This is a genomic window from Phytobacter palmae, from assembly GCF_039409775.1.
Lineage (GTDB): Bacteria > Pseudomonadota > Gammaproteobacteria > Enterobacterales > Enterobacteriaceae > Phytobacter > Phytobacter palmae.
Genome location: NZ_JBCIVJ010000002.1, coordinates 143,626 through 168,746, shown reverse-complemented (window position 1 = coordinate 168,746; position 25,121 = coordinate 143,626). Strand labels below are relative to the sequence as shown.

Sequence of the window (25,121 nt, the reverse complement as noted above, 5' to 3'; positions counted from 1 at the left end):
GGTCCCCCGGTGGCGCTTCGCTTACCGGGGCTACGGACTGTGGGCGCGTTAAACCCCCTCCACCCCATATTCCTTCATCTTACGCCACAGCGTTGTCGGGCTGATCCCCAGCATCACCGCGGCTTGTGACTTATCGCCTCCGGTGCGTTTCATTACCGCGCCGATCAGCTTCTGTTCCTGCTTTTTCAGCAAATCCACGTCGCCGGGCTGCGGCATGATATCTTCTTCATCATCAGACACAGACATATGGCACAGTGACTGCAACGCATCGACATCCACAACGTGCATATCAAACAATACAATCAGCCGTAAAATCACCGCCTGTAACTCCCGAATATTGCCAGGCCACGAGTAGCTGCTGAGAAAATTCACGGCTTCATCAGTAAAGCTCAGTACTTTATTATGCTTTGCCAGCAGGTCCTCAATAATCAGCATCACATCGCCGGTTCGCTCCCGGAGCGCAGGCAACTGTAGCGCGAGTACATTAATGCGATACCAGAGATCCTGGCGAAATTCACCGGCCGCCACCTGTGCGCCCAGCTCTTTATTACTGGCGGTGATTAAGCGAAACCTGGCACTAATGAGTGAATCACCGCCAACCCGGCTGAACCGCTTTTCCTGCAAAATGCGCAGCAGTTTGATTTGTACTGAGAGTGGCGCTTCGCTGATTTCATCAATAAATACAGTGCCATTCATCGCCATCTCGAAAATACCGGGCTTGCCGCCCCGACGCGCATTGGTGAAGGCGCCATCGGCATAGCCAAACAGCTCGCTTTCCAACAGACTCTCCGGAATGGCGGCACAGTTGATGGCAATAAAAGGTTCAGCACTACGGCTACTGGCGTGATGAATACTCTGGGCAAACAACTCTTTGCCGGTGCCGGTCTCACCCAGAATAGTGACGGGAAGGTCGTGAGCCGCGTAGATTTTGGCCCGTTCGATCGTGGTTTGCATCACCGGGGACTGCCCGATAATGTCGGCAAACGAATACGTGGTGGTAAAGCCTTTGTGGTCGCTCTTCTTGCTGGAACGGGAAGCCGACCAGCCGTTATGCTCCTGTCTGCTACCGGTGATAACGGTATAAAAGCCGTGCTTATTAGAAAAGTGCTTCGCCGCAATATTAACCGTCTCGCCATCTATCTCGATAGCCTGTTCTTTGATATCTATTTCATTGATAATGCTGCCGTAAATACTTTTGAAGGCCTCTTTTTTAAAGATCTTATCGCCAATATTGCACTGAAATAACGCAAAGCCACAGGCATTGATATGGATAATTTCCCCTGACTGGTCCAGGCACATGATGCCCTCGTGCGACTGATTAAGCGCAGACCAGGACATGGTTAATTTCATGTTTTCATTATTAATGTATTTCAACAGGCTTTCAGCGACATCCAGCGCCTGTTCAATAGAGATATTATCGGTATCGCCCATGATGACATTTAAATCATATTTCTTTGCCATCTCTGCGACGGTCAGGCCGCCAATCACCAACTGGTAATCGTTATCTGCCAGGTTTTTTACAACGTTATCGATATCGTAGTGGTTATAAACCTGACAGATTTTAAAATCTTCGTTGGTCATATTTTGATAATGACGCAGGACATTACAGAATTGTGGAAATCCTACGGCAGCAATCTTCTGCGATTTTTTTCTCGCCTCCTGCAGAATGCGATAAATACCGTGCAAGTCGTGGGCGATGTCAATGACGGGAATAGTAAGACTTTTGCGTAATAGCGCTGCCGTGCCGCCACGGCTAATGATGATTTTGGTGCCGCCGGCAACTAACTGCTGGGCTTTTTCCACCACGTCGAAATAGTGAAACTCGTAAACAGGGATGTCGATCTTTCTTTCGATAAGCACGTTGGATATGCGCTGGGTGATTGTTTTTGACACCGAGAAAATCGCAATTTCGTTGTTCTTCATGGGTTATCCAGAGTTATCGATGTATACGGGAGTCATCATATCCTCACGCTCCACATGCGGCAAAGCGCTGCCTGGTAAAACGAAAAAGCCTGCGCATTCGCGGTGCGCAGGCAAAAAGAGAGACGCACTGCCTTTTCTTTTAAAAACGCTGGCGGCGATAGACAATTTGCCCATTACTGATGGCGGCGCAGTTATCGATATAACGGTCACCTGCCAGTTGTGCGCCTTTGGTATCTTCAAACACGATCTTTTCTTTGCGCAATTTGACGATGGCGATATCGGCAAATGCCCCCGGCGCGAGCGTACCGATCTGCCCCTCCATTTTCATCAGGCGTGCGGGTGTGCGGGTCACCGCGCGAACCACGTCAAAGAACGACATCCCCATGTTCAGGTATTTCGACATAATAAACAGCAGGCTAAAGACCTTATCCGTGCGTAGGCTATTACGCAGGGTGAGGTCGGTACTGATGATATCCGGGTTAAAGCCCTGCTCCATTGCGTTACGGGCTACCGTGAAATCAAAATGGGCCACGCCGTTAGAACAGTCGAAAATCACGCCTCGTGCTTTGGCTTCCTTGATGGCCGGGAACACTTCACCGCTTTCCCTGATAATGGCGTTACCCGTGCCGTGGAAACAGTGGGCATAAATATCATCGCTCTGGAAATGGCCGATCAGCTCATCTGCGGGTAACCGGGAGTCGGTTACATGAACGCAGAGAGTTGTTTTCAGCTCTCTTGCCAGCGCCACGGTGGCATAAAACGGATCGCTACTAAAATTGCGCCCGGTTGCGATATCCTGGCTGTAACGCAGTTTTAGCCCGAGAATGTTGTCGCGGTTCTCATTGAGCGTCTGGCTGATTTTCTCCACGTTGTAGTTTGCCGGATTGGTATTTTCCAGATTCCCCGTCGGCCCCCCGCCCAGCGTCGAGAGCCCCACGTTTACCACGTTCAGATAGCTTTTGATGCGTGTCTGCGCCGTATTGATCACACTGTTGCGAAACAGTTTATAGTTAACCCAGCCGCTGCTCCCGGCGTCCACCACACTGGTCACGCCGTTGGGCAGGCAGAGCACATCCGGATTGACGCTGATGGCGGTGCCGCCGTGAAAGACATGGGCATGGAAATCAATCAATCCTGGAAGAACAATACAGCCTGCCGCATCAATGACGGTTTCCGCCTGACTGTCGGCGGTATGCAAATCCACGATACGATTGCCAACAATACCGATGTTCTGGTTGATGTAGCTACCGCTATTAAGGTCGGCCACCAGACCATTTTTAATCAGAATATCCAGCTTCATTTTGTGCTCTCCTTAATCAGATACCGATCATTTTCCAGTAAGGAATACCAATCAGGAAAAAGACCAGGACGTTAACCAGCACCATGATGGTGCCGAGCAGCCAGAAGGTTTTTTGCGGAACATAGCCGCTGGAGAAGGTGAAGACCCCTGCTCCGTTGCCGTAGTGGGTAAGCAGCGCCCCATAACCCGCAGAGAAGGCCAGTGACAGCGCGACATACATCGGATGTGCCTGGGTGGTCATCCCAAGGGTAAAGAGTACCGGGTAGAACGACACCACGAAGGCGCTGTTGGAGACGAAGAAGTAACGCACCGCGAGGCTGATAAACACCAGTACACCCAGGGCGCTTATTTCACTCAGTTGCGACAGGTCGAGGTAGCCCTTGATCACATCCACCAGGTAGACATAGAAACCGCCTTTGGAGAGCGCGACCGCACATCCGTAAAACGCCCCATACCAGACGAACGTCTGCCAGGCCGATTTTTCGCTGACCACATCGTTCCAGCTCAATACGCCGAACAATAACAGGCAGGCAAGGAAGGCGAGACCGACCGGAATAAACTCAATACCGGTAAGGGAGCCGGTCATCCAGCCGATAATCCCCAGCAAGAAGAAGACGATCAGTAATTTCTCTTCACGCTTTACCGGGCCGAGTTCCTGCAACCCTTTGGCCGCAATTTCGTTAACATTGGTGATGGTTTTCAGCTCAGGCGCATAGAGCTTATAGAGGATCCAGGGCGCGGCTAACAGCACAATGCCTGCCGGTACGATGGCGGCTTTGAACCACACCATCCACTCGAGATTGACGTGCATTATCTCGTTGGCGAGCGAGACCGTAATGGAGTTGGTTGCCATCCCGGTCAGGAACAGGCTGGAGGTACCCATCGATACCACGTACATCAGGATCGTGAGATAGGCACCAATCTTGCGGCTGCCATCATCCGGCTTTGAACCCAGCGCTTCGGCGATATTACGGAAAATGGGGTAGGTGATACCGCCGGAACGCGACATGTTCGAGCCAGTTGCCGGCGCGAGCACGGTGTCTGTCACCATCATCAGGTAGCCCAGCGTCAGGGTATTTTTGCCATAGCGCTGAAGCAGCAGATAGGCGATACGTTTGCCTAATCCCGTGATCACGAAAGCCTTACAGATAATAAAAGCGCTGATGATAAACCACACCATCGGGCTACCGAATCCGGCGAACAGCGGACCTGGTTCAATCACCAGCGAGGCGAAACCGAGGATGATGAGCATGATGACGGCGTCGGTAAACGGGCGCAGGACCAGCCCGCACAGCATCGCCAGATAGATACCGACCATTTCCCAGGTCTGGGCAGAAACGCCTTCCGGGTGAGGGATGACCCAGAACAGAACGGGAAAAAAGATAATGGGTAAGAGTTTAAGATAAAGCATTTTACATTACCTGTATTTAATAGCCGCACGCCGTCACGCGACGTGCAGCATTTCATTATTGGCACTGATTAGCGGTAGACGTCGTCAATAAACTCAACGCCTTTTTCGTCTAGTGATTTTCTTACCCATGCGCGGTTGGCGGTGCCGTTTTTCGCCGCTTCCACTTTGCCCGCATCAAATCTGGAGTAGTCTGTCGCTTTGTCGAGCAGGTCTGCTGCATCGTTCAGCGGTATGACGATAACTCCGTCAGCATCACCCACAATCAGATCGCCCGGGCAGACCGCCACGCCGCCTACGGCGATTGGCGTATTCACTTCGCCCGGACCTTCTTTAAATGGGCCAGCCGGGTTCGAACCGGTGGCGAAGATAGGGAAGTCCAGAACGGAAAGGGCATCAATATCGCGAATCGGTCCATCCAGCACGATACCGGCGATTTTTTTGGTGCAGTGGGCGTAAGCCACCATGATTTCGCCCATCAGCGCCCGGGAACGATCGCCTTCGTTAGAGACCACGATGACATCATTTTCCGTTGCCATATCCAGTGCGGCATGCAGCATCAGGTTGTCACCCGCGCGCGCTTTCACCGTAATGGCATAGCCCGCCATAATAGGTTTCTTCGGTGACGAAATACGTTTAATGCCATTGCCGAGGACCGCAATACGATTCATGGTGTCGGCGATATTCGCTGCGGGCAGTTTCTCGTAATGTTTTAATAACTCAACGTCGAACGCCGGACGCCGGGTGAAAATACGGTTACCAATAGACATGATTTTCTCCTTAAAAACCCGGCACCGGCCAGGACGGTTTTTTACCTGATAACACTTCGTCGATACCAATAGCGGAGTGCAAAGACGCGCGATCGGTCGCTTCTTTTGTGGCAGCGCCAATATGCGGGCCAATGACGATATTGCTGAGGGCGAAAATGGGATCTGCGGGGTCAAACGGCTCTTTTTTCAGAACATCAACACCTGCACCGGCAATGGTGTGTGTTGATAGCGCATGGTAGAGCGCTTTTTCATCGACCAGTTTGCCGCGTGCGGTATTAATGAAATACGCGGTCGGTTTCATCAGCGAGAACTGTTTTTCGCCAACAAAGTCGGTCGTTTCGGCCGTGGTAGGGCAGTGCAGGGAGACAAAATCGCTCTCTTTAAAGATCCGGTCAAAGTCATTGGTTAACTCAACCCCTTCCGGCACCTGGTCCTGAGTTTTGTACGGGTCATACGCAATGACTTTCATGTTAAAGCCGTGCAGGGCTTTGATGGCGACGCGGGAACCGATGTTGCCCACCCCTACCAGGCCTACGGTTTTACCGTCCAGCTCCACTTTTGGGGTGCGCAGTTTTGCCCAGTAGTAATCTTCAAGCATTTTTTCTTCGACCAGCCTGAAGTTACGTGAACAGTGCAGCATGTAAAAAATGGCCAGCTCGGCAACAGACATGCTATTAGCAATCGGTGCATTTAATACTGTCACGCCGTGACGTTTCGCGGAGTCTAAATCGACGGTGTCGTAACCAGCCCCATGGCGAGCAACAACTTTCAGTTTTTTCGCGGCTTCAAATACGCGATCGGACATTTTTGAAAGGCGCACAATAATACCGTCGCAATCCGGAATGTCGCGGATGATATCTTCTTCTTCCATACCGGAACCTGTAATAAGCTCATATCCCCGGCTTTCAAGATATTCTCTCCCTTCCTGCATGATTTCTTGTGGAAGTAAAATTTTATAAGTCATCTGACGCTCTCCATGGTTGTTTTGCACTGATAATTGCAGGTGGCGTGCCAGGAGCGTAAATGACGAATACAATAAAATAATAAGTTTATGATATTATTGTATTTTTTATTTTATGTTATTTTTGTGTGATATTTTTTGTGGTGACAGAAATCACAAAACCAGATCTGGTCTCAAACACATTCATTTCATTTTGAAATGAGTGAATTTCACTTTTAAATTTTGATTTTTAACACTGTCACACTATATTCATGACCGTTTTAAAAGGCTTAAAAAATTGACAACATCTATTTGTTTGATAATTATACTTTGCATTCGGGTTCTCTGTTTGAGCTCGCAATAGTAGGAATAAATGATGACTGTTGAATTAATGAATGCATTCCTTTCTGCAGTGCGCAGTGGAAGTCTTCCAGCCGCAGCAGGCTTTTTAGGTGTAAGTCAGAACTGTTTATCTGAACGTCTGCAAATGCTCGAAAATAATGTCGGATTTACCCTTATTCAACGTGGACGGAATATTCGGTCGGTAACGTTAACCGAAAAAGGGCAGCAGTTTTATGCCTTATCACCGAAGATTATGGCCGTGCTGTATGAGGTGGAGAATATTAAAACACCCCTTCGGAATGAGTGAAAACATACTGGCGTGATTCGACGTCAGTATGTGCAATTGCTGAACTGGTGGTTATAAATATTGTGATGATCCACTAACACCGTTTCAGCCTGACTGACTCTGAAAGGCAAAACCCCTATACTGCCAAAAAAAGATAAAAATCATTCATTTTTACGCTGATACAGGCAGGGTGAGGGATGGAGACGGTGACTTTTCTGGGGCAGCTTACGCAGCAGATGATATTGTCTGCGCCTTTATTTTCATTAATTGCATTAGGTTATTGTCTGGGACGTTTTGCTGGCTGGCCGGAAGCCGCCAGTGGAGTATTTAACCGCTTTTGTTTTTCGATTGCCTTACCCTGCATGTTATTTAAGGTAATGAGTAAGTTCTACCAAAGCCCACCGGTTGATATGCGTTTGCTGATAGCCTATTTCGGCAGTTGCCTGTTGGTATATATCGTTGGGCGCATTGTTGCAAAACGCGTGTTTGACCTCGACGCTGTTTCGGCATCGGTATTTGGCCTCGGGGGTATTTTTTCCAACAACGTGATGCTCGGGATCCCGGTGGCGGTAATTCTTCTGGGGCAGGCCAGCCTCGCCTCGGTCGCGCTGGTACTGGTGTTTAACAGCCTGATTCTGTGGACGCTGGTCACCGTCTCGGTGGAGTGGGCGCAGAGCGGCAGTTTTTCCTGGAAAGGCATCGGCAAAACCCTGGTCAACGTGCTGCGTAATCCACTGATTATCGGCATTTTTTCTGGCTTTGCATGGAGCGCAACTCACCATCCTCTGCCGCAATTTGTTGATGGCCCCGTCAGTATGCTTGGGCAGATTGCCGCGCCGTTAACCCTGGTAACGCTGGGCATGAGCCTCTCGCATTACAATATCAGCCAGGGGCTGCGGGAAAGCGCGGCTATCTGTCTGATTAAACTGGTGTTGATGCCAGCGCTGATTTGGGCGCTCGCTTACGCACTGCATCTGCCGCAGCAGGAGAGCCAGGTGGTGGTTTTACTGGGGTCAATGGCGGTGGGGATAAACGTCTATCTGATGGCGCAGAAATTCAAGGCGCTGCAAGGGGCGACGGCAACCAGCATGTTGATTTCCACTCTGCTTTCTACCCTCACCACGCCAGTGCTGATGATCCTGATGAGCCGCTTCTATCCGGCATGGCCGTAAATTCTCCCGGCAGGGCACACCGCGTGCCCTGCCAGAAACGCGTTAAAGAATGTCATCCACCACGCCGCCGTCAACGCGCAGCGCCGCGCCTGAGGTCGCCGATGCCTGAGTTGAGCAAACGTAGACCACCATATTCGCCACTTCTTCAACCGTTGCTGCCCGCTGAATAACGGAGCTGGGACGATTGGCCATCACGAACTCTTTCGCCAGCGTTTCCAGTGACTTGCCGGTTCTTGCCACTTCGTCCTGCATCATGGCGGCAAAGCCATCGGAAAGGGTTGGGCCCGGCAGCACGCTGTTGACTGTCACGCCACTTCCGGCGACAAATTTTGCCAGCCCGCGCGCCAGCGAGAGCTGGGCCGTTTTGGTCACGCCGTAATGAATCATATCGGCAGGAATGTTGCGCGCCGATTCCGAGGAGATAAAGACCACGCGGCCCCAGCCTTTTTTCACCATCGCTGGCAGCAACGCACGGGAAAGACGCACGCCCGACATCACATTGGTTTGCCAGTAATTTTCCCAGGTCGCATCGTCGGTGGCATAAAAATCCTGCGGCCCGTAAATCCCGGCATTATTGACCAGGATATCGGCATCCGTTGCCGCGCTTAATAAGGCTTCAACACCCTCCGCCGAACTCAGGTCAGCAATGGCGGTACGCACTTTTGCGCCCGGTACACGCTCATTCAGCGCCTGGAGCGCTTTATTCACTGACGCCTCGCTACGTCCGTTGAGGATCACTTCCGCACCGCTTTCGGCAAGCCCCGTGGCTATGGCGAAACCAATACCGCCCGTGGAAGCGGTGACCAGCGCCACTTTCCCACTCAGATCAATTTTCATCCTCTGCTCCTTCATCTTTATGCATACAGAACGTTAAGCGTAGCAGCCTGCTCGCGGGCGGGTGTTTTCGTCACGGGCTCCGCGTGGTGGCTGGCTTATGCAATTCCCGGCATTGCTTTTCTGGTTTTATTGGTTCCCTCACATTACCCACTCAACCAGAATAACAATCACAAAATATATTCCGTCTTACGCCTTCTGATTTTATTTTGCCACCCCGTACGGGGTTAATTTTGGGGACAGAAAAACGAAATGAAAAAACAGAGCATTTTAGCGCTATTTTTGGCCCTGGGCGGCATGCAGCAGGTTATTGCCGCTGAACAAACTGTTCCGGCAAAAAATAATTTTACTGTTACGGCAGATGAAACATTAAAAGCCAAACTTCCGGCAGACATTTTGCAGCGTGGGTATATTGTTGCCGGAACAAACCCGAATACGCCGCCCACCACCTTTTATCAGGAAGATAATAAAACGCTGGCCGGGCGTGAAATCGATATTATGAGCGCAGTGGCAGAGCGCCTGGGTGTACAGGTACAATGGCACGATACCGGGGGCTTTGACAATATTATCCCTGGCCTCAAATCCGGTCGCTATGATGTCGCGCTGTCCAATATTAACGCCACGCAGAAACGCCTCGAGCAGGTCGATTTCGTCAGCTACTACGACGCTTCCCGTCTGGGAGTAATCTCCCGTAAAGATGCCAGTATTCCCGAGTTCACCGAGCTCACGCAGGTGTGTGGAAAAGAGATTGGCGCGGGGGCGGGTACCACGCAGATTAACCGTTTGAACGAAGCCAGCAAGACGTGTGAATCGCAGGGCAAACCGCCGATCAAGGTCGCGGTTTTCCCGGACCTCCCGGCAGGTGTGCAGGCGGTGGTGAGTGGTCGCGTGCCGATGTTCTTCGGCCCGTATGAAGGGCTCACCTGGCAGGTTAAAACCGTCAAACCGCTGACCATGAGCGGGCAGATCAGCGTCAACGATGCGCCGGTTTCCATCGCCTTCCCGAAAGACTCGCAACTGGAAGAAGCAGTACAGGCCGCACTGAATTCGCTCATCAAAGACGGGACCTATCAGAAGATTTTGGATCACTGGTCGATTGGCTTTGGCGCAGTGAAAGAGTCGAAACGTAATCAGGACATCTTCTAATGCCTCACTCCACACCTCCCGCTTCTCAGGACGCGCTGCGCATCATCGGTAAGCGCTATTACGGGCGCTGGTTCAGCGCGCTGGTCGTTTTACTGCTGTTGGCCGGGTTGCTGCACTCTATCTTTAATAACCCGCGTTTTGAGTGGCATGTAGTGGCAGAGAGCTTTACCGAAGACTCCATTATCAGCGGCGTGCTGATGACCCTTCAGCTCACCGCCATCTCGGTGGTGTTGGGCTTCGCCGGGGGAACGGTACTGGCGCTGATGCGGCTTTCCTCCAATCCGGTGCTGGTGGCCGTCAGTTGGGGATACACCTGGTTTTTCCGGGGCGTGCCGATGCTGGTACAACTGTTTCTCTGGTACAACATCGCCGCACTTTATCCTACCGTCTCATTGAGCCTGCCAGGGATTGGTGAATTCTTTAGTGCGTCATCCAATGCGCTGATTAGCCCCTTTAGCGCTGCCGTGATTGCCCTGGTGATGCATCAGTCTGCCTATGCGGCTGAAATTATTCGTGCCGGTATCCAGAGCGTCGGCAACGGTCAGCTTGAAGCGGCGCGTGCGTTGGGTTACACCCGCAGCCAGATCTTCCGTCATACGGTTCTGCCACAGGCGATACGCGCCATTCTGCCCCCTGCGGGCAATGAGGTCATCGGGCAACTGAAAACCACGGCGGTGGTGTCGGTTATCTCGCTACAGGACGTGCTTTACTCGGCGCAAATCATCTACCAGCGCACCTATGAAGTGATTCCGCTGCTGCTGGTGGCAACGCTATGGTATCTGCTGTTGACCTCGGTGCTCTCTGTCGGTCAGTTCTACGTCGAACGTTACTTTGCCCGTGGGGTAAAACGTGAGACAGCAAAAGTCTGGTTCGCCCGCAAACTGCCGGTTTTTCTGTTCAATGCAAGGGGCGTTAGCAATGGCTGAGACCATCGAATTACGTAACATCACCAAACGTTTTGGTGGGCAGACGGTGGTGGATGCCGTTGACCTGGACGTCGACGCCGGGTCCGTCACGGTGATTCTTGGGCCTTCTGGCTCAGGTAAATCCACGCTGCTACGCTGCATCAACCACCTGGAAAAGCTGGATGCGGGCACTATTCGCATCGGTGGCAACCTGGTAGGCTATGTGCAAAAAGGCCAGGCGCTGTATGAAGTGGGCGACAGCAAAATCGCTGCCCAACGCAGCCGCATCGGCATGGTGTTCCAGCAGTTTAATCTGTTTCCGCATCGCACCGTTTTGCAGAACATTACTGATGCGCCCATCCGGGTGAAGAAGCAGCCGCGTGCGGTGGTGGTAGCAAAAGCCCGTCAGTTGCTCCAGCAAGTGGGGCTTTCCGGGCGTGAAAATGACTGGCCGCAGCAGCTTTCCGGCGGGCAGCAACAGCGCGTGGCCATTGCCCGTGCGCTGGCGATGGACCCGGAAGTGATGCTGTTTGATGAACCCACTTCCGCGCTGGATCCCGAACTGGTGGGCGAGGTGTTACAGGTCATCAAAGGGCTTGCTCACTCAGGCATAACTATGGTGATTGTCACCCATGAGATCGGCTTTGCCCGTGAAGTTGCTGATAACATTGTCTTTATGGAGTCCGGTAAAGTCATTGCCTCTGGCCCGGCGCGCAAGGTGCTGGAAGAGAATGCCAACGCCCGCGTAACCCACTTCCTTTCAACGGTTTTGTAAATGTCTGCGCCGGTGCCTCACAGCTCCCACTGGGGAGCTTTTACCGCCCGGCGTGTGGCAAACGCGCTGAAAATCACCCCCTTTGCCGCCGACCCCGATCCCAGCCCGTTACTGGAAAACTTCACCGATGCTTTAACCCACCCGGCGCGCGTCACTCAGCCGATGGTACGCCGTGGCTGGCTGGAAGACGGGCCCGGCCCGGATGAGCGGCGCGGCGCGGACGAGTATATCGCTATTAGCTGGGAGCAGGCGCTCGGTCTGGCAGCAAATGAGTTACAGCGGGTGGCGGAGCTTCATGGCCCACAAGCCGTGTTTGGCGGCTCTTATGGTTGGTCGAGCGCCGGGCGTTTTCATCACGCGCAAAGTCAGGTGCACCGCTTTCTCAATACGACGATTGGCGGCTATGTGCGCTCGGTCTGGTCCTACAGCTCGGCGGCAGCGTCGGTGATCTTGCCGCATATTGTCGCGCCCCAGGATGAGATCTCCCGGCGCGGCGTAAGCTGGCGGGAAATCGCCGAACATAGCGACATTGTTCTCGCGTTTGGCGGCCTGGCGCTGAAAAATGCCCAGGTTGCCAGCGGTGGGATGAGTGAACATACCGAGCGCGGATACATGCAGCAGGCGGCCCGTCGTGGGGCGCGTTTTATCTCCGTCAGCCCACTTCGTAGCGATCTGCCGGAGGATGCCGCCGGGGAATGGCTGTCGATCACGCCCGGTACAGATGCGGCGCTGATCCTGGCGTTACTACACACCCTCTATCAGCAAGGGCGCACGGATGAAGATTTCCTGGCCCGTTACTGCACCGGTTGGCCAACGCTGGTGCGCTATTTTCAGGGGGAGGCGGACGGCACGGTACGTAATGCCGCCTGGGCCGAAGCAATTTGTGGCATTCCGGCGGGCGAGATTATCGCCCTGGCGCAGCGGCTTCACGGCAGGCGGGTTCTGGTCACGGTGGCCCATGCCTTACAGCGCGCTCAGCATGGCGAACAGCCGGTATGGCTCGGGCTGGTGCTGGCTTGCGCATTGGGGCAGCCGGGGCTGCCTGGCGGTGGGTATACCTATGCGCTGGGTGCGCTGGGGCATTACGGTAAGGCATTTAACCGAGTCTCTTTTCCGTCGCTGCCACAGGGGACAAATGGCGTCGAGGCGCTGATTCCGGTGGCGCGGATTGCCGACATGCTGCTTCATCCCGGCGAACCCTTTCAGTTTAATGGCGTCGAACGGCGCTATCCGCATATCAGGCTGGCCTGGTGGGCGGGAGGCAATCCATTCCACCATCACCAGGATTTGGCGCGACTGCGGCGGGCGTTTTGCCGTCTCGATACCTTAATCGTCCATGAACACAGCCTGACGGCCACCGCACGTCATGCAGATCTCATACTGCCTGCCACCATGACGCTGGAGCGTGAAGATGTGGGCGGCGCCCCTACCGATCGCCATCTTTTTGCCATGCACCCGGTGGCGAAACCCCACGGCGAGGCCCGGGATGATTTTGCTATTTTCCGCGACATTGCTGCTCGCCTGGGCAAAGAAGAGGCGTTTACCGAAGGACGCAGCGTGCGCGAATGGTTACAACATCTCTACCAGCAGATGCAGCAAAAGCTGGTGGAGATAGACCACCCGGTGCCTGACTTTGACCACTTCTGGCAGCAGGGCGTGTTGACCCTGCCCCAGGTGGATGACGGCGGGCGTTTGATGCGCCGCTTTCGTGCCGACCCGCAGGCAAATCCGTTGCCCACGCCGGACGGAAAAATCCAGATCTTCTCTGCCGTCATTGACCGTTTTGGCTATGCCGATTGCCCCGGTCATCCGGTGTGGCGGGAGCCGGATGAGCAGCCGAATGCGCTGCATCCGCTCTGGCTCATCGCCAACCAGCCCGCCACCCGTCTGCACAGCCAACTGGACTATGGCCGGTACAGCGCAAAGCATAAACGGCAGGGGAAAGAGGTCTGTTTGATGCACCCGCAAGACGCTGCGGCGCGGGAAATTAGCGAAGGGGATGTGGTGATGTTGCATAACGCGCGGGGGGCGTTGCTGGCTGTCGTGAGCGTTTCAGTGAACATTAAGCCCGGCGTGGTGCAGCTACCAACGGGGGCCTGGTATGACCCGGTAGATCCAAAGGCGGAGCGTCCACTGTGCCGCCACGGTAACCCGAATGTCTTAACGCGGGACATTGGTACATCTGCCCTTGCGCAGGGCTGTAGCGGACAGATTACCGTTATTCAGGCTACCCGTTTTACCGGTGATGCCGGGCCGGTTCAGGCGTTTTCGCCGCTTATCCCAGCAGCAACCCGCGAATAGCCTCAAGATCCTCCGGGGTGTGCAGGCGCGTCTGCTGCTGCCAGCGTGCGCGGGTGGGCGCATCCGCACCGGGCAGGCACTGGCGTAGTTTCTCTTCTAAATCGACGCCCTGAGTCAGTAACCCCTGGCGCGTCACCTGGCTGATAAGCTGCTCGCCATTAAGCAGTTGCAGCGTCAGGCGGTGAAAACGCGCACTCGGATTTTGAGCATCCGGCGGTGCGCTGGCATCTGGCGTGCGGGTCACCCGTGCAGCCAGTTCTGCGGTAAGCGGGTCGACAGGACGGGCGTCAAAGCGGGTCAGCGCAAGTTCTCCGTGCAGCAGGCACTCGGCAATCACATATTCGAGACTAAAGCGTGCTTCCACTCCCGTTACAGGCTGACGCACAAAGGCTGCCACATCGCCGCCAGGAGGAAAGGCTATCTCGATATGTTCTATGGCCCCGATAAGGTTGTCGGATGTTTTGCCGGTTGCCAGCCACTGTTTGCGCAGCCGCAGTGCCGCCAGCGCCGCGCCGTGCGTTCCGCTGCAGGTAGGCCAGGGTTTGAACTCCAGGCCCGGCGTGACAATGCGCCACGGCGCACCCCAGTCTTGCGTTAGTTTTTGCGGCTGCTGTGTCGCGGGGCTGTAAGCTGCGAGGAAACTCTCCAGCGCGCCCGCAATGGATGCCTTGATGTCGTGCTGCGCAAGCTGCACGGCAGTCACCGCCGCTCGTGCGGCAAAACCGGCATGCAGCGGTTTGATATCCGAGCCAAACTGCACCCGTAATCCGGAAGACTGGGTAGCAGCGATAGCCAGCGCCGCGGCTGTTTGTTCTTGCGTCGCCCCGACAAGCCTCGCACCTGCCGCCGCCGCGGCAATAACCCCCAGCGTGCTGGTGTTGTGAAAACCCTGAACATAATGTCCGCCGCCGACGGCCAGCCCTAATCTGCCCGCCATTTCGACGCCCACCACAAACGCATCCAGCAGATGCAGGGGCGTCTGCGTACCGAGCGCCAGGAGTGTGGGTAAAATCACCGTGCCAGGATGTCCGCGAAAGTCCGGGTGAAAATCATCAAAATCGAGGGCATGTCCACAGTAGCCCAGACGCAATGCACGTGACTGCGCGTCTTCGCCGGGCCAGATTGCGCGTATCGTCTCCCGCGTGGCATCCGGCAGGGTGCCATTGACCACCGGGAAAGCGACGGCGAAAAAATCCAGCACGCCTTGTCGCGCCTGTTCACGGGCAGCTTCGTCGGGTTGTCGGGTGGCAACCAGCCGGGCGACTTCCACCGTCAGGTTGCTCATGCGGTTGCCTTTGTCAGTGCGGCGACGGCCAGTTGTGCCAGCCAGTCGGCGGTCGGGAACAGGGCGGCGTCATCCACACGGAACTGCGGGTGGTGCAGAGCAAATGGTCCGCCGGAACCAATCATGATAAACGCGCCAGGCAGACGCTGCTGGTAAAAGGCAAAGTCTTCCCCGATGGGGTTGGCGGGGATGCGGCGCACTTCGAAGCCTGCCTGTTCACCGGTTTCCAGCGCCAGTTCGACCCAGCTTTCGCTGTTCACGACCGACGGTGGGCCTGGCTGCCAGTCGAGTGCGATTTGCGCGTCAAAGGTGGCGGCGAGACCGCGCGTAACGTCATGAAAACGGCGTTCGATGTTTTCCCTAACGCTCTGGCTAAAAGTACGTACAGTGCCTTCGAGCCAGGCACTATCGGGAATAACATTCCAGGTGCTTCCGCTATGTACCTGAGTAATAGAGAGCACGGCGTTTTCACTGGAGTCGACGTTACGGCTGATGAGCGTTTGCAGCGCGCCAATCAACTGCCCGGCAATCACGATAGGATCGTTACCTTCATGAGGCCGCGCGGCGTGGCTGCCGGTGCCGGTGATATCAATACGGAAACGATCCACGCCTGCGGTCAGCGCGCCTGCTTTACTGCCCATCACCCCCACCGGAAGTGCCGGGTCATTGTGAATACCAAAAATAGCAATGGCCTCATCCAGTGCGCCGGTGGCAATCACCGCCGGTGCGCCCTGGCCCGTCTCTTCGGCGGGCTGGAACAGAATACGCACCCTGCCTTTCAGCGTGGCTTCCTGCGCTTTGAGCAAAATAGCGGCCCCCAGCGCTGCCGAGGAGTGGAAATCGTGGCCGCAGGCGTGCATTACGCCAGGGTTTTCTGAGCGATACGCAACGCCGGATTTTTCCTCAATGGGCAGCGCGTCAATATCAGCACGCAGCACCACCAGGGGGCCGGGGTTTTGCCCGCCGATCTCCACCACCAGGCCGGTGGGTAAATCCAGCGGCAGAATAGAAATCTGATACTGCTCCAGCACATTACGCAGGCGTGCGGTAGTGGCGAATTCTTCGTTGGAGAGTTCCGGGAAACGGTGCAGTTCATGGCGAAAATCGGTAAGCCAGAGGGCTAAATCATGGGTATCTGTCATGGTTTACTCATTAGGGTGTTTGGCGGGCGAGCCAGCTTGTGTGGGCTGCCTCATCAAGGATCTTTTTCATAAACAGGGTGATATGGCCTTTCCCCAGATCCGCTTTGTGCTGCGGCGTAAAGCCCCAGTGTTGATACATCTCAATCAGCCACGGATGGTGGATAGCCGTACCTAACGAAATCGCGGGGGCGTGCAGCATGTCGCGCACGATATGAGTTTCCACCCAGCCATAAATTTGCTGTCCCCGCTGTTGACCACGAAAGCGCGGGTGCGCACCGAACCAGCCAATATGCGGCAAACCAAAGGGACCGGGGAGCGGCCCCCACGGGTATCGCAGGGTGACGGACGCGGCCAGTTCATCCTCAATAAACAGGCCGAACACGCCGTGCTGTCGCAGGTGCCGTTCGACCTTCTCGGGCGTGGCGGTGGCCGCATCGAAATGGACACCTAACGTCAGCGAGGGGGCATAGGCGGCGAGCATGAGTTCGAGATAGGCATCGCTATCGGCCAGGGTGAGCTGACGATATTTTTCGGTCATACCGACGCCTGCTCCAGCGCAGCATCGGCGGCGCGCAGCACATCTGACACCTTTTCCACAGCGCTACCGAGGTAGCGTGCAGGGTCAAACCAGGCATCCAGATCTGCGCTTGAGAAGGCACTGGCAAACGCCGGGGTTTCCGCCAGCACGCTCTTAAAGTCACGTCCGGTTTCAAAGGCCATCATGGCACAGGTGTAGACCAGATGATGAGCGGTCTGCTTGCCGAGGGTTTTGCCTGCCTCAAACATCACTTTTTCAGACAGCAGTAGCCCGGCCTGAATATCCAGATTGGCACGCATTTTCGCTTCATTCACCGTCAGCCCGCTCAGGATACCCTGGGCATTTTGCAACTGGGCGGAGAGGTAGAGGCAGATTTCCGGCAGGGCCAGCCATTCGGCGCGCCAGCTCATTGCGTCACGCTCATGTTCAAGGTGCATGGATTCGTAGATTAGCGCCGCGCTTTTGCGAATCGGCGGCGTCAGGCTTGCCAGCCCTTCGATGGCCGCCGGGTTGCGTTTATGCGGCATGGTCGTGGAGCCGATTTTACCTTTGCTGAACGGCTCTTCCACTTCGCCAATTTCGCTGCGCATCAGGTTATAAAGTTCATTGCCGATTTTGCCCAGTGAACCGCTAATCAGCACCGCAACCGACGCGAATTCGCTCAGCCTGTCGCGGGCGGACTGCCAGCCAATGGTTGGGCTATTCAGGCCGAGCAGACTCAGCGCTCTGCGCTCTACTTCCGGGCCCTGTGCGCCCAGCGCGGCATTGGTGCCAATCGCGCCGTTGATATTGCCGGTGAGCACGCGTGGCGTGATTTCACCGAGGCGTGTCAGGTGGCGCAAAAATTCATCCAGCCAGACGGCGGTTTTAAAACCAAAGGTGGTCGGCAGTGCCTGCATACCATGCGTGCGGCCAACCATCAGGGTGTGCTGATGGCGCGCTGACAACTGGCGTAACGCGCGGGTAACGCCCAGGGTGTCACGACGAATAATGGTCAATGCCTGGCGCAACTGCAAAATGGTGGCGGTGTCGACGATGTCCTGTGTGGTGGCACCGTAATGCAGATATTCCCCTGCCGGGCCGCACTGTTGTTGCAAGGCGCTCAGCGTGGGCATAAAGGAGTGTTTCATCAGTCCGGCCTGAGCGGCAATATCGCTTAGCAGCAGTTTTTCTGGCTGAGCACGGCGAAGGATCTCTTCGGCAGCCTCTTGCGGGATCACCCCCAGTTCGCCCTGGGCCTGAGCCAGTGCAACTTCGACCGCCACCTGTTGATGAAGCCGATTTTCTTCCGACCAGACGGCACGCATTTCCGGCGTGGCGAAGTTATTGCCAATAATTACAAAATCGATAGAATGCGATGCCATTTTTTTCGTTTGCCTGTCGGTGAAAGGGAAAATTGAAATAATGGGAACCACTATTTTCTGCAAGTATCTTCATTGATGGATATATCGCGGGGCAAGGTATTTATTGCCTTATCCAATATTCTTCTATCGATATGAAAATAGAAGAAATAGAGATTATTGTTTTTAATTTTTATTTTTGTAGCATGGTGAGATAAAGCGAAATAATTCGCGCACACATGGACATGCCAATGCTTGCGATAAAAACTCCGCAGACCTGGTTTCACCAGTCTGGTATTCGTCATGACGCAGGAAAATATATTGCGCCGCTTACCCAACATATTTTGATTATTACCAGCGTAAAGGCATGGGCGCAGGTTAACCCGGGGCTTGAAGAGAGCTTACGCGCCAGCGGCATCCGCTGGCAGACGGAGATCATGACCGGTTACTGTACCGAAGATAGCGTTGCCCGCTATGTGCAGCGGGCAAAAAAACTGGGGGTGCAGTTTATTGTCGGCGTCGGTGGTGGTCGCGTTTTGGATACCGCCAAAGCTGTCGCCGATACCCTTGAGGGCGGTGAATCCATCACTATTCCCACACTGGCAGCCACCTGTGCGGCCTGGTCTCCTCTGGCGGTTTTCTATACGGATGAAGGCGCGCAGATCAGTAGCCAGGCTTTACGCACGCTGCCGCGCCTGGTGCTGGTGGATAGCGAAGTCATTGCCCGTAGCGACGTGCGATATTTAAAAGCAGGTATCGTCGATGCGCTGGCAAAATGGTATGAATTTCGTCCCTATTTGCAGAAAAAACCCGATAATCTCGGGCTGCAATTAAAAGTGCAAAATGCGCGTCTGGCCGTCGATATTTATGAAAAACACGGTCAACAGGCTATTCGTGATAATAAAGCCCAGGTGGTGTCGGATGCGCTGATCAATGTGATTGACGCCAATATTGCGGTGGCCGGTATGGCTAACAGCGTGCGCGGCGAAATCCCCACACCTGGCGTGGCGCATGCGATCCATAACCGCCTGACCCACGAGCCGGCTTTGCGCCAGTGGCTGCATGGTGAACGTGTGGGATTCAGTCTGCTGGTGCAATCCATTCTGGAAAATGACAACAACCAGCCCGACCCGGTATTACTGGCGCTACTGCGTCAGTATGAAATGCCGCTAACCCTGGCACCGCTCAAAGAGATCCGCCTGGCGGTCATCCAGGCGGTGGCGCGCAGTATTCCCTTCCCGCGTGATGCTCTGGAGCATTTACCGTTCACACTCGAACCCACGCGTATTGAGCAGGCGCTGCGTCTTACAGAACAATATGTTTCAACCCGTGCGTATGCCCGTGATCTGGCGGGGTAGTGTCATCCGTAACGCGCTGAAGATGGCCGTGACGCACACCGCGCTGGGCGATGACGCTATCGGCAAACTGCTGAACATCGCCCATTTTTCCTTTCAGGACGGCGATCTCCAGGCAGTCGTCATGGTTGATGTGCACATGTAATGTGGCAACTGAGAGATCGTGATGGTGGTGCTGCGTGGCGACAATGCGGCTCGCCAGATCGCGCTTTTCATGTTCATACACATATGACAGCACCGCATAGCCCCGTGTGTCCTGCTCGCAGGCCGCTTGCTGGGTGAGTGCGTCGCGTAAAATATCCCGCAACGCTTCGGAGCGATTGTAATAGCCACGGCGCTGGCTGAGATCGTCAAGGGTGACAAGCAGGTCATCATCAAGAGTAACGGTTACGCGTTGCATGGCAGCGTTCCTGGAGTTCGGGTTTTGGGAAAGGCGGGCAGGACGGCCTGTTGCAGCGCCTGTCCGGCCAGGGAGGTAAAACGTAATGGGTGAGTGACGGCAATATCTTCGGTGATATGGCCGTTCTCCATCACCACCACGCGCTGGCAAAAACGTTCCACCAGACGTAAATCGTGGGTAATAAACAGGCAGGCGATGCCCGAGTGCTGTTGCAGTTTTTTCAGAAGACGAATGATGCCTGCCTGCAATACCAGATCAAGGCTGGACACAGCCTCATCAAGGATAAGCAACGTCGGGCGAGTCGCCAGCGCGCGGGCCAGGCAGACGCGCTGTAACTGCCCACCGCTCAGTTGAGGCGGGCGCTGTTCCAGCAGGCTGCTTTCCAGTTCCACATCGCGCATCAACTGTTCGATACGGGCGCACTGCTCCGTTTTGCTTAAGGTAAACAGATGGCGCAGCGGTTCAGCGAGGATTTCGCGCACCGTTTTACGTGGGTTGGCCGCGCTGATAGCGTCCTGAAAGACCAGTTGAATATCCCGGCGGAAATCTTTTTTCATCGCCCCGGTCATTCTGGCAAGTGATGTACCCTGCCAGATGATATCGCCGCTGACGGGCTTTTCCAGCCCAACCAGCAGACGCGCCAGCGTGCTTTTGCCGCAGCCGCTGCGTCCTAATAACGCGAGACTTTCCCCGCTATTGATCGCAAGGGAGATATTCTCCAGCACCGGGTGAGTATGATAGCGGTGGGAGACGTCAGACATCGTGAGTAAATTCATTAACCCAGCTCCATACCGTACAGCGCAAGGTGTGCCGCCAGCAGGTTGCGTGTCACAGGATGTTGCGGCGCGCTAAACAGCACATCGACACTGCCCTGCTCGACAATACGCCCCGCCTCCATCACCGCCACGTCATCGGCGAGTCGCGCCACCACGCCCATATCATGGGTGACCAGTAATATGCCGCAATGTCGGGTCTGCAAGAGACGTTCGAGCAGATCGAGAATTCTGGCCTGTGCCACGGCGTCCAGGTCGGTGGTGGGCTCGTCGGCAACAATAAACGCCGCGTCGCTAAGCAGCGCCATGGCGATCATCATGCGCTGCAACATGCCGCCGCTCATCTCAAAAGGATAGAGCGTCAGCACCCGTTCCGGCGCATCCAGCCCAACGTCGGTCAGGGCGGCAACAAGCGTGGCGTCATCTGCCGGTTTACCCAGCGCCAGGCAGGTTTCCCGCGCATGCGCCGCCATGGTCCGCAGTGGGTTAAAGGCGCTGCGTGGGTTTTGCATAATAGTCGCCACCTTAAGTCCGCGCAGCGCCTGTGGCGAGATCGGGTGACCATCCGCCAGCAGCGTGCCCGCCGTTTGCCGCACACCCGCAGGCAATACGCCGAGCGCGGCGGCGCAGGTCAGCGATTTCCCGCTGCCGCTTCCACCCACCAGCGCCAGCACGCGCCCGCGTTTAAGGGTGAGTGAGACGTCGCAGGTGAGGGGACGCTGCGCCTCAAGGGTGAAATTTCGCAGTTCAAGTTGCGCAGGCATCAGTGGGCATGCTCCGTTTCCAGATGAGGATCGAGGCGATCGCGCAGGGCATCGCCCACCATGTTAAAGGCCATCACGCTGATAAACAGCGCCAGCCCCGGCCATAACATTTGCAATGGTTGCGTCCAGATATACTGGCGGGCATCGTTAATCATCACTCCCCATTCGGCGGTGGGGGCGCTGACGCCCAGCCCCAGAAACGACATTCCCGCCACGTGCAGCATCATATGGCCGATATCGAGCGTCGCCAGTACCAGCAGCGAGGGCACCACGGCGCCCGCCAGATGGTCGATAAATACCTGCGTATAGCTCGCCCCGCTCAGGCGGGCCGCCAGAATGTACTCACGGCTGCGCAGAGAAATCACCAGGCTGCGTACCATGCGTGCGTACCAGGCCCAGTGAGAGAGCGCGATGGCGATAATCACATTCGTCAGCCCGGTTCCCAGCACGCCGACCATAAAGAACGACAGGATCGAGGTGGGGAAGGTCATAAAGACATCCGCCACGCGCATAATTGCCTGATCGATGCGCCCTCCCGCCAGCCCGGCACAACCGCCGAACGTCAGTCCAAGCACCAGCACCAGCAGAAGACAGGCCATGACCGAGCCTAAGGAGACGCGGGTGGCGCTCATCAGGCGGGCAAAAATATCCCGCCCAAGATGGTCGGTGCCCAGCCAGTGTTCGCTACCTGGTGGTAACAGACGGGCAGGCAGGTTAATTGCCTGCGGGTCGTAGGGGAGCCACCACTGACAGGTCAGGGCGATAACCAGCAGCAGCGCCAGTATCAGCACGGCAAAGCGTACCGACCAGCGGGCAGAACGCAGAAAACTCATGCATGTGCTCCTTCCTGATGACGAATTCGCGGGTCCAGCGCGGCGCTGATTACATCTACCAGCAAGTTACACAGGGCGAATACGATGACCATCACCAGCGTAAAACACTGGATCACCGGGTAGTCACGGTTGAAGATGGCCGACACGGCATAACGGCCTATACCCGGCCAGGCAAAAATGCTTTCGATAATCATCGTACCGCCAATCAGCTCACCCACGTGCATGCCGAGCGCGGTGATGACTGGCAATGACGCGTTACGCAAAATATGCTGACGCTCGGTCTGTTTTTCACTCAGGCCGCGTAGCCGCGCCCAGGTAACATGCCGCTGCCCGGCGGCCTCCAGCATACTGGCGCGTAACAGACGAGCATTGATGGCGAGCGACATAAAGGCAATCGACACGGCGGGCAGCAGGATATGCCGCCAGCCGCCGTAGCCCATTGCCGGTAGCCATTGCAGATAAACCGAGAAGAACATCACCAGCAGAAAGGCCAGCCAGAAGTTGGGCATTGAGACGCCAAGAAAGGCAATCAGACGCACGATATAGTCCGGCAGGCTATTGCGGTGGCGCGCGGCCCAGATACCCAGCGGTACGGAGGTAAGCAGAATCAGGATCAGCGCGACGCCCGCCAGTTGCAATGTGGCTGGCAGGAAGTGCAGAACATCTTCCAGTACCGGGCGTTGGGTCGCATATGAGATACCGAAATCGAGATGCAGCGCCTGCCATAACCAGTGCAGATACTGCTGTGGCAGTGGTTTATCCAGCCCCAGCATGGTGCGCGTCGAGGCGACCATCTCCTGCGTAGGAGGCAGATTCGACAGGCGCAGATAATCCAGCGCCGGGTCGCCGGCTCCCATGCGCAGCAGCAGGAAGATGACCACCGAGGCGGCGAAAATCATCGGAATAAGCAGTAACAAACGGCGAATGACATAGCGCAGCATCAGGGTTTCACCGGGGTAATGTGTTCAAAAGGAATATCACTGGCGATAGGGGCGAAAGGAATCACGCCCAGTTCAGGCTTCGCCACCACCAGCGTTGATACATAGCTGATGGGCAGATAGACCGCCTCGTCGTGCAGACGGGTCAGAATGTCGCGATAAAGCGCCTGGCGCTCTGTCTCATCGCGTGTCGTCAGCACCTCGCCAATCTCTTTATCGATCTGCGCTTTGTCCGGCAGGCCAAGTTGTGCCTGATAATCCGCATGAGACGGTACACGCATGGAGCTTAAGAAGGCGTGCGGGTCATAAGGCGCCCCCCAGGTGCGGTTGAAAATCATGCCAAAACGACCGTCGCGCTGGCGGGCATAAATACTGCTCTCTTCCTCGCCCACAAGTGCCGTGTCCACGCCGATGTCGCGTAAATTGGCCTGAATAATTTCGGCCATTGATTTACTCATCGCGTCGGTGCCGATAAACGCCAGTTCGACATGCAGGGGCTGCCCTGCTTTTTCACGGGTAGTTTTGCCGTCCGGCAGTTTCCAGCCGTCGGCGTCCAGCAGCGCACGAGCTTTTGCCGGGGAGTATTCACGCGCTTTCAGACCAATATCAGCGTAGGGCACGGTGGGGGCAAAGAGCGTATCGGCTACCTTCTGGGTGCCGTACAGCGCGCTATCAATCAGCGTCTTTTTATCGACCGCGTAATTGAGCGCTTCGCGGACGGCCTGTTCATTGGTGGGCGCTTTCGCGGAGTTCAGCGCCAGCATCACCGTTTCGACCGGGGCGGAAAGCTGCGTGCGTAACGCCGGGTTCTGACTGAAACGGGAGAAGGTATCAAGCGGCAACAGCCCTTCATTGCCATACAGCAGGTCGAGCTCGCCGGTTTCAAACGCCACCGCGCGACTGGTAGGGTCCGGGATCACTTTGATGGTGATTTTGCTCAGCGCCGGTTTTTCGCCCCAGTAGTGTTCGTTACGCACCATCACGTCGTATTGATTCAGGCGCGACTCCTGCAATACCCACGGCCCGGTACCAATGGGAGCAACGATACCGTTCATTGTTTCGTGATTTTTAAACTGGGAGGGGGCGATAAAACGAAACGGCCGGGGCAGGGAAAGCTCCTGCAGGAACGGGTAGTAGGCGCTTTTCAGGGTAATTTGCAGTTCGCTGTCGCTGAGTGCTTTCACGTCGGTTATCTGGTTGGCAAGCTCAAGCCAGGCATGACGCTGGCGGTTATCAAGCACAGCACGGAAGTTTTCCGCCGCTGCCTGTGCGTTAAACGGCTCGCCGTTGGAGAACGTCACATCAGTACGCAGCGTGAAGACCCAGGTTTTTCCATCCTCAGACGAGGTCCAGCTTTTGGCCAGCCAGGGTTTTACCGTGCCGTCGGCCTGATACTTAACCAGCGGCTCGTAAACCATGCTTTGGGCGAACATTTGGTTCGGCGTATAGAGATGCGGATTAAGCGGTCCTGCGTTGACCGGCCATGCGGTGGTCAACTCCTGCGGGGATGAAGCCTGGGCAAAAAACGTAGTACAGGCCAGTAGTAACGCACTAAGAGAGCGAAAGGACGACATGGTTTTCCCTGAAAGTCTGCCACAAAAGGAGTATGACGATTTTATGGATTCATCATACGAATGCGGTGCGCGGGATC

The 25,121-nt window shown here is 55.4% G+C and carries 23 protein-coding genes; 7 read left to right on the top strand and 16 right to left on the bottom strand.

Features of this window, described 5'->3' with window-relative positions; all coding sequences use genetic code 11:
* Nucleotides 1-48 precede the first annotated feature (48 nt).
* The 5 genes from AAIG39_RS03470 to AAIG39_RS03450 all read right to left on the bottom strand — a co-directional run bounded on the left by AAIG39_RS03470 (nucleotide 49) and on the right by AAIG39_RS03450 (nucleotide 6,365).
* Nucleotides 49-1,923 carry a sigma 54-interacting transcriptional regulator gene (locus AAIG39_RS03470; RefSeq protein WP_343193199.1) on the bottom strand — a complete coding sequence of 625 codons (1,875 nt, stop codon included), beginning with the start codon at nucleotides 1,921-1,923 and terminating at the stop codon, nucleotides 49-51.
* Between the two features lie 139 nt (nucleotides 1,924-2,062).
* On the bottom strand, nucleotides 2,063-3,223 hold the full coding sequence (locus tag AAIG39_RS03465; RefSeq protein WP_343193198.1) for a metallo-dependent hydrolase: 1,161 nt from the start codon (nucleotides 3,221-3,223) through the stop codon (nucleotides 2,063-2,065).
* 16 nt (nucleotides 3,224-3,239) lie between these two features.
* Nucleotides 3,240-4,634 (bottom strand): DASS family sodium-coupled anion symporter, encoded by a 1,395-nt coding sequence (locus AAIG39_RS03460; RefSeq protein WP_249572386.1) that lies wholly within the window; start codon nucleotides 4,632-4,634, stop codon nucleotides 3,240-3,242.
* A 68-nt stretch (nucleotides 4,635-4,702) separates the two neighbouring features.
* A complete protein-coding gene (locus tag AAIG39_RS03455) occupies nucleotides 4,703-5,401 on the bottom strand; it encodes an RraA family protein (protein WP_090083869.1) in 699 nt (232 codons plus the stop codon).
* A gap of 10 nt (nucleotides 5,402-5,411) precedes the next feature.
* Entirely contained in the window at nucleotides 5,412-6,365 is a 954-nt protein-coding gene (locus AAIG39_RS03450) for a hydroxyacid dehydrogenase (RefSeq protein ID WP_090083871.1), read from the bottom strand.
* Nucleotides 6,366-6,714: 349 nt separating this feature from the next.
* Here AAIG39_RS03450 and AAIG39_RS03445 point away from each other — a divergent pair, with 349 nt between their 5' ends.
* Complete coding sequence (locus AAIG39_RS03445; protein ID WP_249572385.1) at nucleotides 6,715-6,990, top strand: LysR family transcriptional regulator; 276 nt, start codon at nucleotides 6,715-6,717, stop codon at nucleotides 6,988-6,990.
* 176 nt (nucleotides 6,991-7,166) lie between these two features.
* Nucleotides 7,167-8,141, top strand: a complete 975-nt coding sequence (locus AAIG39_RS03440) for an AEC family transporter (RefSeq protein ID WP_090083874.1) — start codon at nucleotides 7,167-7,169, stop codon at nucleotides 8,139-8,141.
* 42 nt (nucleotides 8,142-8,183) lie between these two features.
* Here AAIG39_RS03440 and AAIG39_RS03435 read toward each other — a convergent pair whose 3' ends face one another.
* The gene (locus AAIG39_RS03435) at nucleotides 8,184-8,978 is read right to left on the bottom strand and encodes an SDR family NAD(P)-dependent oxidoreductase (protein WP_343193197.1); all 795 of its coding nucleotides are present in this window, start codon (nucleotides 8,976-8,978) and stop codon (nucleotides 8,184-8,186) included.
* Between the two features lie 249 nt (nucleotides 8,979-9,227).
* Between AAIG39_RS03435 and AAIG39_RS03430 the strand changes: the two genes are divergently transcribed.
* The 4 genes from AAIG39_RS03430 to AAIG39_RS03415 are packed head-to-tail and all read left to right on the top strand — an operon-like array spanning nucleotide 9,228 to nucleotide 14,102.
* A complete protein-coding gene (locus tag AAIG39_RS03430) occupies nucleotides 9,228-10,121 on the top strand; it encodes an ABC transporter substrate-binding protein (protein WP_343193196.1) in 894 nt (297 codons plus the stop codon).
* A complete protein-coding gene (locus AAIG39_RS03425; RefSeq protein ID WP_343193195.1) occupies nucleotides 10,121-11,047 on the top strand; it encodes an amino acid ABC transporter permease in 927 nt (308 codons plus the stop codon). Before AAIG39_RS03430 ends, AAIG39_RS03425 begins: the two co-directional genes overlap by 1 nt.
* Nucleotides 11,040-11,801 (top strand): amino acid ABC transporter ATP-binding protein, encoded by a 762-nt coding sequence (locus tag AAIG39_RS03420; protein ID WP_343193194.1) that lies wholly within the window; start codon nucleotides 11,040-11,042, stop codon nucleotides 11,799-11,801. Before AAIG39_RS03425 ends, AAIG39_RS03420 begins: the two co-directional genes overlap by 8 nt.
* Nucleotides 11,802-14,102: a molybdopterin-dependent oxidoreductase gene (locus AAIG39_RS03415; RefSeq protein ID WP_343193193.1), complete on the top strand. Its 2,301-nt coding sequence runs from the start codon at nucleotides 11,802-11,804 to the stop codon at nucleotides 14,100-14,102.
* Here AAIG39_RS03415 and AAIG39_RS03410 read toward each other — a convergent pair.
* From AAIG39_RS03410 to purB, 4 genes are read right to left on the bottom strand one after another with little or no spacing between them, the layout of a single operon-like run.
* Nucleotides 14,077-15,387 carry an MmgE/PrpD family protein gene (locus tag AAIG39_RS03410; RefSeq protein WP_343193192.1) on the bottom strand — a complete coding sequence of 437 codons (1,311 nt, stop codon included), beginning with the start codon at nucleotides 15,385-15,387 and terminating at the stop codon, nucleotides 14,077-14,079. The genes AAIG39_RS03415 and AAIG39_RS03410 overlap by 26 nt on opposite strands.
* Nucleotides 15,384-16,529 carry an amidohydrolase gene (locus AAIG39_RS03405; protein ID WP_249572380.1) on the bottom strand — a complete coding sequence of 382 codons (1,146 nt, stop codon included), beginning with the start codon at nucleotides 16,527-16,529 and terminating at the stop codon, nucleotides 15,384-15,386. Before AAIG39_RS03405 ends, AAIG39_RS03410 begins: the two co-directional genes overlap by 4 nt.
* A gap of 10 nt (nucleotides 16,530-16,539) precedes the next feature.
* Entirely contained in the window at nucleotides 16,540-17,067 is a 528-nt protein-coding gene (locus tag AAIG39_RS03400; protein WP_343193191.1) for a GNAT family N-acetyltransferase, read from the bottom strand.
* Entirely contained in the window at nucleotides 17,064-18,431 is a 1,368-nt protein-coding gene (purB, locus tag AAIG39_RS03395; RefSeq protein WP_343193190.1) for an adenylosuccinate lyase, read from the bottom strand. The genes AAIG39_RS03400 and purB overlap by 4 nt, the downstream gene beginning before the upstream one ends.
* Nucleotides 18,432-18,658: 227 nt before the next feature.
* Here purB and AAIG39_RS03390 point away from each other — a divergent pair, with 227 nt between their 5' ends.
* Nucleotides 18,659-19,765 (top strand): iron-containing alcohol dehydrogenase family protein, encoded by a 1,107-nt coding sequence (locus AAIG39_RS03390; protein WP_343193189.1) that lies wholly within the window; start codon nucleotides 18,659-18,661, stop codon nucleotides 19,763-19,765.
* Here AAIG39_RS03390 and nikR read toward each other — a convergent pair.
* Genes nikR through nikA form a run of 6 tightly spaced genes read right to left on the bottom strand, consistent with a single transcriptional unit; the run spans nucleotide 19,713 to nucleotide 25,044 of the window.
* Nucleotides 19,713-20,162, bottom strand: coding sequence for a nickel-responsive transcriptional regulator NikR (gene nikR / locus AAIG39_RS03385; RefSeq protein WP_343193188.1), 450 nt, complete (start codon nucleotides 20,160-20,162; stop codon nucleotides 19,713-19,715). The genes AAIG39_RS03390 and nikR overlap by 53 nt on opposite strands.
* Nucleotides 20,150-20,938 (bottom strand): nickel import ATP-binding protein NikE, encoded by a 789-nt coding sequence (gene nikE / locus AAIG39_RS03380; RefSeq protein ID WP_343193187.1) that lies wholly within the window; start codon nucleotides 20,936-20,938, stop codon nucleotides 20,150-20,152. The genes nikR and nikE overlap by 13 nt, the downstream gene beginning before the upstream one ends.
* On the bottom strand, nucleotides 20,938-21,699 hold the full coding sequence (gene nikD, locus AAIG39_RS03375; protein WP_090083882.1) for a nickel import ATP-binding protein NikD: 762 nt from the start codon (nucleotides 21,697-21,699) through the stop codon (nucleotides 20,938-20,940). The genes nikE and nikD overlap by 1 nt, the downstream gene beginning before the upstream one ends.
* Nucleotides 21,699-22,532, bottom strand: a complete 834-nt coding sequence (nikC, locus tag AAIG39_RS03370) for a nickel ABC transporter permease subunit NikC (protein WP_343193186.1) — start codon at nucleotides 22,530-22,532, stop codon at nucleotides 21,699-21,701. The genes nikD and nikC overlap by 1 nt, the downstream gene beginning before the upstream one ends.
* Nucleotides 22,529-23,473 (bottom strand): nickel ABC transporter permease subunit NikB, encoded by a 945-nt coding sequence (gene nikB / locus AAIG39_RS03365; RefSeq protein ID WP_343193185.1) that lies wholly within the window; start codon nucleotides 23,471-23,473, stop codon nucleotides 22,529-22,531. The genes nikC and nikB overlap by 4 nt, the downstream gene beginning before the upstream one ends.
* Nucleotides 23,473-25,044, bottom strand: a complete 1,572-nt coding sequence (gene nikA / locus AAIG39_RS03360; RefSeq protein WP_343193184.1) for a nickel ABC transporter substrate-binding protein — start codon at nucleotides 25,042-25,044, stop codon at nucleotides 23,473-23,475. Before nikA ends, nikB begins: the two co-directional genes overlap by 1 nt.
* Nucleotides 25,045-25,121: the final 77 nt, after the last annotated feature.

Excerpts from the sequence above, each read along its gene's own strand:
- AAIG39_RS03470 (WP_343193199.1), bottom strand. The coding sequence starts at position 1,923 with ATGAAGAACAACGAAATTGCGATTTTCTCGGTGTCAAAAACAATCACC.
- AAIG39_RS03465 (WP_343193198.1), bottom strand. The coding sequence starts at position 3,223 with ATGAAGCTGGATATTCTGATTAAAAATGGTCTGGTGGCCGACCTTAAT.
- AAIG39_RS03460 (WP_249572386.1), bottom strand. The coding sequence starts at position 4,634 with ATGCTTTATCTTAAACTCTTACCCATTATCTTTTTTCCCGTTCTGTTC.
- AAIG39_RS03455 (WP_090083869.1), bottom strand. The coding sequence starts at position 5,401 with ATGTCTATTGGTAACCGTATTTTCACCCGGCGTCCGGCGTTCGACGTT.
- AAIG39_RS03450 (WP_090083871.1), bottom strand. The coding sequence starts at position 6,365 with ATGACTTATAAAATTTTACTTCCACAAGAAATCATGCAGGAAGGGAGA.
- AAIG39_RS03445 (WP_249572385.1), top strand. The coding sequence starts at position 6,715 with ATGATGACTGTTGAATTAATGAATGCATTCCTTTCTGCAGTGCGCAGT.
- AAIG39_RS03440 (WP_090083874.1), top strand. The coding sequence starts at position 7,167 with ATGGAGACGGTGACTTTTCTGGGGCAGCTTACGCAGCAGATGATATTG.
- AAIG39_RS03435 (WP_343193197.1), bottom strand. The coding sequence starts at position 8,978 with ATGAAAATTGATCTGAGTGGGAAAGTGGCGCTGGTCACCGCTTCCACG.
- AAIG39_RS03430 (WP_343193196.1), top strand. The coding sequence starts at position 9,228 with ATGAAAAAACAGAGCATTTTAGCGCTATTTTTGGCCCTGGGCGGCATG.
- AAIG39_RS03425 (WP_343193195.1), top strand. The coding sequence starts at position 10,121 with ATGCCTCACTCCACACCTCCCGCTTCTCAGGACGCGCTGCGCATCATC.
- AAIG39_RS03420 (WP_343193194.1), top strand. The coding sequence starts at position 11,040 with ATGGCTGAGACCATCGAATTACGTAACATCACCAAACGTTTTGGTGGG.
- AAIG39_RS03415 (WP_343193193.1), top strand. The coding sequence starts at position 11,802 with ATGTCTGCGCCGGTGCCTCACAGCTCCCACTGGGGAGCTTTTACCGCC.
- AAIG39_RS03410 (WP_343193192.1), bottom strand. The coding sequence starts at position 15,387 with ATGAGCAACCTGACGGTGGAAGTCGCCCGGCTGGTTGCCACCCGACAA.
- AAIG39_RS03405 (WP_249572380.1), bottom strand. The coding sequence starts at position 16,529 with ATGACAGATACCCATGATTTAGCCCTCTGGCTTACCGATTTTCGCCAT.
- AAIG39_RS03400 (WP_343193191.1), bottom strand. The coding sequence starts at position 17,067 with ATGACCGAAAAATATCGTCAGCTCACCCTGGCCGATAGCGATGCCTAT.
- purB (WP_343193190.1), bottom strand. The coding sequence starts at position 18,431 with ATGGCATCGCATTCTATCGATTTTGTAATTATTGGCAATAACTTCGCC.
- AAIG39_RS03390 (WP_343193189.1), top strand. The coding sequence starts at position 18,659 with ATGCTTGCGATAAAAACTCCGCAGACCTGGTTTCACCAGTCTGGTATT.
- nikR (WP_343193188.1), bottom strand. The coding sequence starts at position 20,162 with ATGCAACGCGTAACCGTTACTCTTGATGATGACCTGCTTGTCACCCTT.
- nikE (WP_343193187.1), bottom strand. The coding sequence starts at position 20,938 with ATGAATTTACTCACGATGTCTGACGTCTCCCACCGCTATCATACTCAC.
- nikD (WP_090083882.1), bottom strand. The coding sequence starts at position 21,699 with ATGCCTGCGCAACTTGAACTGCGAAATTTCACCCTTGAGGCGCAGCGT.
- nikC (WP_343193186.1), bottom strand. The coding sequence starts at position 22,532 with ATGAGTTTTCTGCGTTCTGCCCGCTGGTCGGTACGCTTTGCCGTGCTG.
- nikB (WP_343193185.1), bottom strand. The coding sequence starts at position 23,473 with ATGCTGCGCTATGTCATTCGCCGTTTGTTACTGCTTATTCCGATGATT.
- nikA (WP_343193184.1), bottom strand. The coding sequence starts at position 25,044 with ATGTCGTCCTTTCGCTCTCTTAGTGCGTTACTACTGGCCTGTACTACG.